The organism is Paenibacillus maysiensis (assembly GCF_000520815.1).
GTDB lineage: Bacteria > Bacillota > Bacilli > Paenibacillales > Paenibacillaceae > Paenibacillus > Paenibacillus maysiensis.
Genome location: NZ_ASRY01000204.1, coordinates 1 through 11,391, shown reverse-complemented (window position 1 = coordinate 11,391; position 11,391 = coordinate 1). Strand labels below are relative to the sequence as shown.

Annotated in this window: 8 protein-coding genes; 1 reads left to right on the top strand and 7 read right to left on the bottom strand. The window is 45.2% G+C overall.

Going from position 1 to position 11,391, the window contains the following annotated elements; genetic code table 11:
- The first annotated feature begins 579 nt into the window (after nucleotides 1-579).
- Nucleotides 580-1,584, top strand: a complete 1,005-nt coding sequence (locus L696_RS0114685) for a cellulase family glycosylhydrolase (RefSeq protein ID WP_025684314.1) — start codon at nucleotides 580-582, stop codon at nucleotides 1,582-1,584.
- 125 nt (nucleotides 1,585-1,709) lie between these two features.
- Here the strand turns inward: L696_RS0114685 and L696_RS0114680 are convergent, their stop codons facing one another.
- The 7 genes from L696_RS0114680 to L696_RS31480 all read right to left on the bottom strand — a co-directional run bounded on the left by L696_RS0114680 (nucleotide 1,710) and on the right by L696_RS31480 (nucleotide 10,839).
- The gene (locus tag L696_RS0114680; protein WP_025684313.1) at nucleotides 1,710-3,092 is read right to left on the bottom strand and encodes a lanthionine synthetase C family protein; all 1,383 of its coding nucleotides are present in this window, start codon (nucleotides 3,090-3,092) and stop codon (nucleotides 1,710-1,712) included.
- The gene (locus tag L696_RS0114675) at nucleotides 3,089-4,972 is read right to left on the bottom strand and encodes an ABC transporter ATP-binding protein (protein WP_025684312.1); all 1,884 of its coding nucleotides are present in this window, start codon (nucleotides 4,970-4,972) and stop codon (nucleotides 3,089-3,091) included. The genes L696_RS0114680 and L696_RS0114675 overlap by 4 nt, the downstream gene beginning before the upstream one ends.
- Nucleotides 4,969-8,160, bottom strand: a complete 3,192-nt coding sequence (locus L696_RS0114670; RefSeq protein ID WP_025684311.1) for a lantibiotic dehydratase — start codon at nucleotides 8,158-8,160, stop codon at nucleotides 4,969-4,971. Before L696_RS0114670 ends, L696_RS0114675 begins: the two co-directional genes overlap by 4 nt.
- 27 nt (nucleotides 8,161-8,187) lie before the next feature.
- Entirely contained in the window at nucleotides 8,188-8,955 is a 768-nt protein-coding gene (locus L696_RS0114665; protein WP_025684310.1) for an ABC transporter permease, read from the bottom strand.
- Nucleotides 8,956-8,967: 12 nt separating this feature from the next.
- Nucleotides 8,968-9,768: an ABC transporter permease gene (locus L696_RS0114660; protein WP_025684309.1), complete on the bottom strand. Its 801-nt coding sequence runs from the start codon at nucleotides 9,766-9,768 to the stop codon at nucleotides 8,968-8,970.
- The gene (locus tag L696_RS0114655) at nucleotides 9,765-10,493 is read right to left on the bottom strand and encodes an ABC transporter ATP-binding protein (RefSeq protein ID WP_025684308.1); all 729 of its coding nucleotides are present in this window, start codon (nucleotides 10,491-10,493) and stop codon (nucleotides 9,765-9,767) included. The genes L696_RS0114660 and L696_RS0114655 overlap by 4 nt, the downstream gene beginning before the upstream one ends.
- Nucleotides 10,494-10,662: 169 nt before the next feature.
- Complete coding sequence (locus L696_RS31480) at nucleotides 10,663-10,839, bottom strand: gallidermin/nisin family lantibiotic (protein WP_134912015.1); 177 nt, start codon at nucleotides 10,837-10,839, stop codon at nucleotides 10,663-10,665.
- Nucleotides 10,840-11,391 lie beyond the last annotated feature (552 nt).

Sequence of the window (11,391 nt, the reverse complement as noted above, 5' to 3'; positions counted from 1 at the left end):
GAGCAGCTTGTCGAGCGCGAAATCAGACTGGCTGACCTGCCAAACGCGCTGGAGGACATCCTGGCAGCCCGCTCGCAGGGCAGAACGCTCGTGCGGCTGGCTGACTAGCAGTGACGATTCACAAATACAATATCAGTTTTATGACCACCACAAAAGCTTACCAAGATTCCTAACTTTAATTTTTTGTGTTAATTGAGTATAAAAAAGTAACCTTCAAATCACTGGAAGTGAATATGAAGGTTACTTTTTTATATTTGGAGAGTTCTACTAATCATTAATGGTTCTCAGAATTATTTTGTGTGATTTAACAATTGCTTGGGTATATTACAACCTAGTTCAACATGATAATTTTGTAAAGTTGAAAATTGGTGTTCCCTTAAAATGTGCTTATCCTGATTGCCCCATTTCCACATACTCATACCTCCTTTTCCCCTATGTCAACCTATTGCGTGACTAGACAATTAATAACCGAACTCTATGTATAAGAAACGATATGTCATTCCAACATCACAATAGGTGTAATATGTATCTATTTTCAACATAGGATTAACTTGACTATAGAGAAGGAGGCGTTCGTTTGTGAGAGATTGGCGGTTTTATGGTAAAAAGGTGCTGGTATTCGCTGTGGTGTTTCTGCTTTTTTCCGGCATTGGTTTGTTGAACGGAGGTACATCATTTGCAGCCTCAGGGTTTTATGTAAGCGGAACCAGTCTGAAGGATGCGAACGGGAATACCTTTGTCATGCGTGGAGTGAATAACCCTCATATCTGGTTCGATACACAGGCCTATCAGGCATTGGATACCATTGCGGCGACGAAGTCCAACACCGTTCGCATTGTGTGGCAAACGAATGGATCAGCACAAAGACTGGAGGAAATCATCAACCGCGCTAAACAGCTCAAGCTCATTTCCGTGGTTGAACTGCACGATGTTACGGGCAGCAATGACGCCAACCGTTTGAACGATATGGCCCGTTATTTCGCTGATCCAGCGGTGAAAAAGGTACTGGCCGATAACCAGAAATACGTACTCGTGAATATCGCCAATGAGTGGGGTGACCACAACCTCACCGATGCCGCATGGCGAGATGCTTACAAAACGGCTATTACCACACTGCGCAACGCAGGCTTGCCGAATACGATTGTGATCGACGGCTCCGGCTGGGGACAATATGCCTCCCCGATTAAGGCCCATGGCGTTGAGCTGTTACAGCATGATCCAAACCATAATTTGTTGTTCTCCGTCCATATGTACGCTAATTACAATGATTCCAGCAAGATCGGCTCTGAGCTGCAAGCCATGAAGGATAAAGGCCTAGCGGTAATCGTGGGCGAGTTTGGCTACAACTACAACAATGGCAACAACAATCTGGGTACCACCGTGAATCCCTATGAGGTCATGAAGCAATCCCAAGCCAAAGGCATCGGCTATCTGGCATGGTCCTGGACGGGCAACAACAGCGAGAACGCATGGCTTGACCTTGTGAACAGCAGCGACTGGAAAACGCCAACGGCATGGGGCAATATCGTATTGAACGATGCCAACGGCATCAAGAACACTTCGAAGACAGCTTCGGTGTACTAAGGTCTGGCTGAGGCTCACGAGGTATTGGTATTCAATATAAAAGATCCAGTCGAGCCACAAATGGCCGATTGGATCTTTTTTCACTTACTCTATTTTCAGATCATGCAAAAAAACCGTGGTATATCTTAGCGAATTAGAAAAGCGGCGTCCCATTCCGGACTTTCATCGCCGATCAAAGAAGCCAACACCAAAGCAACACCCGCACTGCCATTCAGAAAACCAGCCTCATCCACTTCTTCCATTCTTCCAGCCAGTAGACTGTGATCATAGAAGCCAAACAACGAATTAGTATCGAACATATTTAATACATCTTCCAGTAGTCTGTCCCGCATCATACCTAACTGCTCATGGGCAGTATCTGAGTACATCCGTTGAACCAGATGCAACCATCCCCCAATACCATGACACAATGTGGCAGAGGTTAATCCACCCTTGCGGTAAAGCCGTTTTTCCATATCCAAGTAGGCGCGAAGTCCCGTTTCAATCCATTCTTCATTTTGAACTGCTTGTCCTGCCAGCCAAATCGAACGCGCAATGCCTGGTACACCGTAACACCAGGAATCACGGTGATTTTGAGCGCTGTCCGGCAATAAACGGTCACCCACCCATTCTTCAAAAGAAACCCGACCGGGCCAAATTATGCCCTCTTTATCCTGAACGCGCCAATGATGTATAAACTCGGCCAGTCTTTGTATATCGTTCTCTAAAAGAAGGGAGTCCGCTCCATGAAGAGCAGATAGACTCAGAAAACATAAGGGACCTGCAATACCATGCGAAAGTCCTAAATTGAAATTCCCCTGAGGATATTGTAGCTTTTCATCCTCCTGAAACTGATGTTCTGAGGAAATGTGCCAGCCAGGTACAGAATGCCCATTCCTAATTCGGTCGCTGCACATCACTTGAAACAACTCAATCGTCTGGTTCCATACCGTACGCATAGTGGGGCGATCAGAAAATAGCATGGCGATGCGTCCTATCCCCGTAAAACCTGATATGGCATCATACTGACTCATTTGTAGCTGCCCTTTTTCCCATTGCTCTTGGCATAAAGCCACACTATGCAGCGCGGATTCTTCGAACCAGGATACGAGAGTGTCCAGCATCCCTTGATAGCGCGTACCCTTTCTCGATAAGGAGTGAATGGCCAGCAAAATACCTGCTAATCCACTATACAGCGACAGATCATGGATACCTTGCTGTTCCATGACCAAACGAATTCGCTCCAGATATTGATGTCCTACCCTATCCCAGCCATCCTCGGGATAAAGTCGATCCAACTGACCCATCAGCAAACATATGCCCGTAAACCCGCTTCCCAAGCTTTCATCTGACCAACGCTCAATCTTCATTCCGTCAGATTCAATCGGAGGTACTTTTTTCATCCATAAACGAACCTGCTCCGGGTCTCTATAACGCTCGGCAATCTCCAGCAAGACCGCAGATATCCTATCTTTTATTTCCCCCTCGACGGGTATCCAACTGTCGCATGTATATGAAATCGTCGTCATCCTGAAACTCTCCTTCCGGCTTCGATTAAGGAATCTTCTTCACTGAACGAACTGGCCTGAATCCTATACATCTCTGCATACAACCCATCCAGTAAGATCAATTCCCTATGGGTCCCCTGCTCCACAATTAAACCATTGTCCATCACCACAATTTTCTGAGCCAGACGTGCTGAGGAAATCCGATGAGTAATAAAAATTCCGATGCTGTCTTTCATTAAATCCAGAAACAAGACGAGCAAGTCCCTCTCTGCCACCGGGTCCAAAAAAGAACTAGGTTCATCCAAAATATACACATCCGCTTTCCGCAAAAAGGCCCTTGCGATAGCCACCCGCTGCCACTGACCTCCCGAGAGCTGATAGCCATCCTCGAACCATTTTCCAAGCTGTGTGTCCAAGCCCTGTGGCAATTGGGTTATAATGCGGTCTATAGCTGCGTATTCGGCAGCATGCATTAGTTCCTCATCCTGCCCCATATGCTCCAGCGAACCAAAGCCGATATTGTGACGAGCAGACATTTCATAATGCATAAAGTCCTGAAATACCACGCCTATTTTCTCCTGAATCTGTTCCAGATCGTAATCTTGAACAGGACGCCCATTCAATTTGAGCACACCGCTGTAATCCGAATAGAGCTGCATCAGCACCTTCATGAGCGTTGATTTCCCTGAACCATTTTTCCCTACAATGGCTATGGTCTGGCCTTTGTCCATTGTTAAATGAATATCCCGAATGGACGGCTCGGTTTGACCGGGATAGGTAAAAGAAACGCCTTCTATTGAAATTTGCTCAATACCAAAGCCGGTACTGCATTCCGAGCGAATCGAAAGCGCCTGTTCCTGTTGACGACGAACCGGATCCGATGTGGGTAACTGTAAAAATAGAAATAACTGCTCCATATACAGATTGTTTTGCGAAAATTGGACAATCCCCTGAATCAAGGCCTGCATCTGGCTTTGGGTCAACATAATAGCTTGAATGTAGCCGTATAAACTGCCTATTAATAATTTTTGCTCAAAGGTTTCCCGAATCGCCAGCCATACGACCCATAGCAAAACCGTCAGCTCCAGTAGGCTATACAGAAACGTAATCCTAACCCTTTTGCCCAATATTCGTCTGTCCTCTACAAAAAATCGTTGTAATAAAGCCCCGTATCTTTTCAGCAAATAAGGTCCCAGATTAAACATTTTCACTTCCTTGACCGCACGATCATTGGTCAGCAAATAGGTCATATACCAGGACTCCCGATATAACGGGGTACGATTCATGTAAATTTCAAACTGTTCTTTATTTAATTTGAAAATGGAATACACAGATACCAAAGAGATTATAAAAAGAATGACAACAACCCACCATTTCCATAGGAAAAGCAGCGTTGCAGAAGACAGCATGGTAACCAAGCTCGATATAATACCTGCCATTTGAGTGTATAACTGATACGGACGATAAGAAGCCTCTTGAGAAGCCCGCTTTAGCTGATCGTTGATCTCCGAATTTTCATAATCCGCCAGTCCCAAGGAACCTGACTTTTCTCCGATCATAATATTCAGGGACTTGGACAGTACAGCTTCAAGCGTTCCCTCTACATAGCTTTGACTCATCGTCACCACACTTTTTAATACATGAATGGCTATAAACAGACCAAATTGAAGCATAATCAGGGAAATGCCCTGCGGGCTGGAAGAAACAATGCTATTGAGCAGATTCTGCATAATAATCAATGTAAGAACAGGCATCAAGCCTTGGACAATGTGCAAAAAAATACTGGAAACCATATACGGCTTATTCATGCCAAATACCAGTCCAAAAAGCTTTAAACCTTGTCGTATGGACCTCCAGATGGACTCAACCTCAAGCTTTGCATTTTCCTGCACGCTGCTCATTGGCAATTCCACCGATACTGAATCAAGCTGTGCATCGCATGTCTGGCCATAATCATCACCTTACGCTCCCGATCCCTGTCTATCCCTAGAAATCGGTTTAGATGCATATGGATCACACTATATACGATATCATCTCTTGTATTGGTGGCTCCCCCCTTCGCTTCCTGCTCATGGATCACACGGTTATACCGCGCTACCGCTTCTTTTCTCATGTTAAAAATACTCTCTATGGAGTCACGGCTGGATTGAATCGAATTTAGATTTTCCTGATCCGATGCCATCCATTGTAAAAAGAACTTTCTTTCCTTGCGGAAATCATCCAAATACTCTTTGACATCAAAATGTTGATTCAGGAGGTTGAAGGTATCTTCCTCGCTGTACCCAAACTGAGACAGGAGGTTAATGACGCTTAGGATTGCGATCACATCCTGCTGCAAGGAGGTCTGGTTGAACCGGATCAGATGTACAAGCCTAGCCGCTACCTCACTGTCGCAGGAAAACATTCGCTCCGCGCACGCCATAGGCTCCTTCCCGCCGTAACGCTCTATTTCAGGTTCATAGGTATCAATGACCACTCTGGATATCAATCCTTCATGCAAAAGTGTCTCTGTCCATTGATGGAAAAGGGAAAGGAACGCATTGCCCTCCTGATTCTCCGACTGTTCGAATCGAACGCGAATATGCTTATCCGGATCAGCATAGCGGATAAAGTAACCCTGAAGGATCACACCACTATCTTGTTGCTGGCGCACAAATTCCTCCCAGTACCCACCAATAAACTCATCCTGCCGACTGTTCATACCATATAGCTTCGCGTAGAACCAGCGGCTACCCGGCAAATAAGCAAAGACCGCTTCTGTGGGGTGGTGATTGGTTTCCTCCTGATCTATATATAGGGAAGCAGCCACTTCTTCTCCAAAACGATGCGCATCAACAACCTGGTTGCGACGCACGAGCGGAAACACAAATTCGGCCGCTACACGGCTACCACTGCGAGAAACGGGCATATCTTCGACTGCACCTATATGCTCAATCAGAGTGACTTTGCCTTTGGATTGAAGCTCCTTGCAAATCTGCTCCATATGCAGCGGGTGTTCCATATCCAGCAGAATGCGATTATCTAATTCAATTATGTACACATAACGCGGCAGGCTCCATTTTTTTTGGAACTGACGCACCCACTTCTCAAAGAGCCCCGCGTCCTTGGATGCATCCAGTGTTGAATCACATATCATTCTCCATGTCGCCGGGTGAAGAATAATATGCTCATATCTTAGCCGCGGAGTAAAAGGAGCGTGCGCGACGAACCCCCACTCCATAGGCGACCAATGTCGGTAACCGTCGTCGCTGACCTCCAAGAGAAAGCGGTATATGTTAGGGGTCAATTCCGCATTGAGCATATGTCCGGCTCTGGCAATGATCTCACGATTGCGGCTCATCGACTTCAAATAGAAATGGTCGTTCCGTACCCCTACGGCGAGGTCCGAAACATGAATTTGCCGTTCCTCTGGCATGATGTGATTGGTTCCTATTGCAATTTCATAAGGCCGGGTGTGCTGCGTTAACACCACATTCGCCGTTCTTCCCGCGCTAGGCAAGTAGGATATCTCAGCCAGCAGCTTTTCAGGCTGTAATTGTTGCTCTTCTAGCTGAATTTGAGAGAATAGGTCCGCAAAAGGCTGCCCAAACAGGTCCAAAAATCTCCCGAATGTCTTCCCCGCCCCATCAGACCCCTGATTAGGTCCTAACAGCAAGGTATATTCGCCGCGATCCACAGCCAGTTGGTCCGAGGCAGAAATTTGAAAGATCAATTCCATAGAAGGTGCTGCGAGCCATTTCCCCTGCTCCTGCCCCTTTACAATTTCGTCTATCATGGCATCTGTCAGCACGACTTCATTCTTTCCTTCATGAATGCAGGACACGAACCATTGAAATAAAAGCTTTTCATAATGCGTTCTCGACTTGGATGGAGACATATTCTCTAGTCGCACTCGGCGGCTCAGGGGATGCTTGTAGCCTGCGGGAGCCCCTAAGCCCGTATCCTCATCCAGCAGCTCCAGCAAGGGAACCTCTCGGTACGGACCGTACTTCTCCAGAAATTCCACACAAAATTCGTCCAAGGGTCTGTTTTCACGCGTCGAAAGCTTGGTCAACAAGTCAGCAACACGCTCAACATCTTTACGAATGGCGTGCGGAAGGGACATCCCTCGATCCTCCATAGACAGGTCGATTTGCAAACTGGATTTCACACTGAACATGTCGTCCATATAGCGTCTTAATTCAGCCAGAAATTCTTCTCCCTGACCGATAGGTAAACCATTATATTCATGAATAGCATCTGCAATGTAGATAAGCTTTTGTTTGAATTCATCCATACCCGTTACGTGTTTCAAGGTGGATAGTATATGTTTTAGCGGCTCAGGAGTCGTCGTAGGAGGAATAAGCTCAGAAATCAGAAATTCTTGCTCAAATAGCTGCCACACATAACGGTCAATCGTTTCAGGACTAGCACCCACAAATTCCTTTTGGAGATGATCGACCAGTTCCAGATAAGGGATGGGGACCGAGCTTACGTCCATCACACAATCAAACACTTGGGTCGTACGAACGGACACACTCTGATCTTCACCGTCAACCATACTTCCGTGCCTTGTCGTATAGGGAATTTTAGCACGGTTGCCCTGACGGTAAATTAAGGTGTTACGCTGAATCCTTAACTGACGTACCACCTCTTGACGGCCTTCGATCAGCTCCATCACTTTCAGCAGCCACTCCATGTCGGGTCTTGCACGCTTTTGATAAGTATCCGTCCCTCGTAAACAAAGCTGTGATCGTTCCGTGAATTGCCCGTATGTAACCCCCGATAACAAGCCGAACGGTGTGGGTCGTGTCATCATTCTGATGATATAGCGCATGAAGGCTTTGATGACCTGTCCCTGTTTGCGCGGATTGTCCGGGTTGCTAATATGTAATAAAGATTCAAGCAACGTAGGACTGGAAGCTGCCAGTGCTTCACGTATGAAGGGGTTGCTGGACCATTCGGATAGATGATGCAATGTGACCTTTCTGACATTCTCATCTTCTCCGACACAGGTTGGAAAGCATTTTGCAAACTCTTCTATAGGCAGCACCGGGGTACGGAGCATAAAGAAATCCAAGGTTTTATAAAGGTTTTCTTGCGTCTTCATGTGAAACCTCCGTTCTAAACCAAGCTTCTAGATAACCTTTTTTTGCCAACGAGTGAAACTAACGATAGAGCACAGTAGTACAGTCACACCTAAACACATCCAGAATTTGAAGGAACCATCCACTCTTAACGCAAGCAGAATTTGCTGAAAAGGGTCCATTAATACCACAAGCGGCTTGAAAATGGGGTAGAGAAACATGGATAAAGCCAAAATGGCAATAAAGGCAAACAAAGGTCTGGAGATGAACAAGCACACGACACTACTCAGCATGAGCTTTGCCAGACAAACCAGCGTGAGCAACAGATAAAACGCAAGGGTGTATGAGACAGCTTCCGTTGAGGTGGAGGGTAATGTCGAACCGTATTTAAAAAAGGTAGCGGAGTTCGGGAACAACATCCACCCGGCAAACACACCTATAAGCAGAGTCGTTCCTGTAAAAAATATCGTCGTAACTGATAATGCGAGCAACTTACCCAACCAGAATTGAAAACGCCGGTACGGCCGCAATACGTATAAGCGATACGCACCAGAATGAATATCCCCGCTTAACTGATCCACATACAAGATGGGTAACATCGCCGTGATCAGAAATAAGGAAACTTCACTCATCATGAGCCACGGCAAATTCAAATTGTTAACAGCAACAATCCCTTCACCGAACCGGAACCTCATTGTATCTGTTATTTTCAGGCTCCAAATGTTTGCAATAACGATAAGTACAAAAGCTATATATAATAAAATTGTGGATTTTCGATTCCATATCCGTTCCATTTCACTTCGCCAAATTCCCAGCATACAAAGATCCTCCTAATACAAATAATCACCGGCAGCAAAACGACGGTATGCGGCCCACGTAAAAAAGATTAAATAAAAAGCGACAACTGTGGTAATCGCCCCATTCACAGACCCATTTCCCTCCAGCGATCCATCCAGCCCTGTATATTGCATATAAGGAATAAGCAAAAAAGCAATGACATCGTGTAAATATGAAGTGTGAGGGGCAAGGGAAGCTAATTTTAGGTATAATCCATCAAACAGCAAGGCACCCAGATTGTAAGTCATACAGGCACCAATCGCATACGTTACACTTTTGCTGCACATAGCAATAAAGGAATAGAGGGAGCTTATAGCGAGTAGCGAAGCAAACGCCCAACCGTAATATTCGAATACGTAGATCCATTTATTCCCTATAAAAATAGTATTACCTAGATCGTATGAGAATCTCCATACTTCAACGATCACCTGCGAGGATACCGCAAAAACTACTAGAAGAAGCAAAATAGAGATATTAACCACGAATAGCTTGCTCCAAAATATCTGGCCACGGGTAAATCGACGCATAAATAGCAAACGCATCTGCCCACTCCGAAATTCCTCTGTATACACAGCAGCAACCAAGGCAGCTACGGCAATATTGCATACTAAATACAAATTTTCACGCAAGCCTGTAACCATAAAACTTTTAGATAGTACATCCATAGGAACCTTCATAATGCGTAGAAAATATCCCCCTGTAGAATAAGCCAACACCGGTGTACATAAAATCAGGAGCCAGAACCATTTCCTTTTCCACAATCTTTCAAACTCGCTGTAAATGAGTAGCTTCATAGTCCCATAAGCCCTATAAAGGCATCCTCCAGCCGTTGACCTTCCTCAACCAGTTGATCAGCAGGCCCCTTCCAAACTAGCGTTCCCTCTTTGATGACAATCAGCTCGTCACACATTTGATGCAATTCATCCAGCAGATGACTGGAGATAAAAAAAGCATAATTCGCTGAATCGCGCAAACGAAGAATAATATCTCTCAGCTCTCGCATTCCCATAGGATCAAGACCATTGGATGGCTCATCGAGCAGAAGGAGCTCCGGGCTACCCAGCATAGATTGGGCAATGCCGAGCCGCTGCTTCATCCCCAGAGAATAAGCTTTGACCTTGTCATCTCCCCGAGATTCCAGCCCCACCCTTTTTAGTAGCTCCTCAATATGATTCTCCCGATCCGAAGATTTAATTTCCGTGTGCAGCCGAGACAAATTACGCAATACCTGTCTGCCTGTCATATAATCAAAAAAGACCGGGGATTCAATGATAGCGCCTACTTTAGACAACGCCTTTTCCCGGTCCGTCTGCACATCGTATGAGGCAATCCTTACAAAGCCGCTAGTTGGCTGCATGAGTCCTGTCATAATCCGCATCATCGTCGTTTTCCCGGCTCCATTCGGTCCGATGAAACCATATATCTTCCCTCTTTCAAGCTCGAAGGAAATGTTATTTAACAAATCTCGTTTCCCCATTTTTTTGGTTACCTGCTGGACTTCCAATAAGGCATCAGACATACGTTTCCCTCCATTACCAAACCGATATAAAGGATATTTCCAACCGTTTCACAGCTGAAAAATCCATGTTTTTTCAAGGGAAGAAGAAGGGATTTCCAGCTCCCTTCTTCTTTTGCTTGATTATTAATATACAATAGCCATTCATTATGTCATAAAGGCAACACTCGGATTAACAAAGTGAACCGACGTTGGTAAAGCATTTGTTTCCGCAGGTTGCAACACAACTGGCAGCTGTTTTACCGCTACCACATCCGCTAGAACATGCCACAATGCTCAATACTTGAGGTTCCACAGAACCCTGAGATTTATTTACTTGAACATCCAGATCAAATAAATTGTCAGCCATTGCATTCTCCCCCTTTCGTTTTAGATGCATCATTAGCCTCCAACGAGCTTCCAAAAATTCGCCCGTCGAATGATTTTCCTTCTTTATAACGTAAAGAAGGATTTATATGAACAACACCCCGACCAGATCGTCACCCACTCGAAATATTGCCATATACTACGTGGACAATCTGTATGTATATTCTTTGTTGGCAGCCAAAACTTTTTCTAACAATGATTGAAATTATTTCTACAGACACAAGAATATCATATGTTGCAAAATGAAAAAGATATGTGCCAAATGCATGAATATATTTAATAAATATTCATTTGTTTTAATATATGGCTATTAATTATCATTCGCTGTTTCTATAAACCGCACCAAAATAGCCCTGAGGTGAACGTTCTACCTCAGGGCTATGCTTTGTATAAAATTATACCTTTGTTGCTCTAGCAATGCTCATCCAGTAACTATCCCGCCACCTACGCCAGTTCAATCCACTCGCCGAGCAGCGTGTCCAGCTCCGCTTGCAGTCGCTCACGCGCATCCCACAGCTCCGCCATATGTGACGTG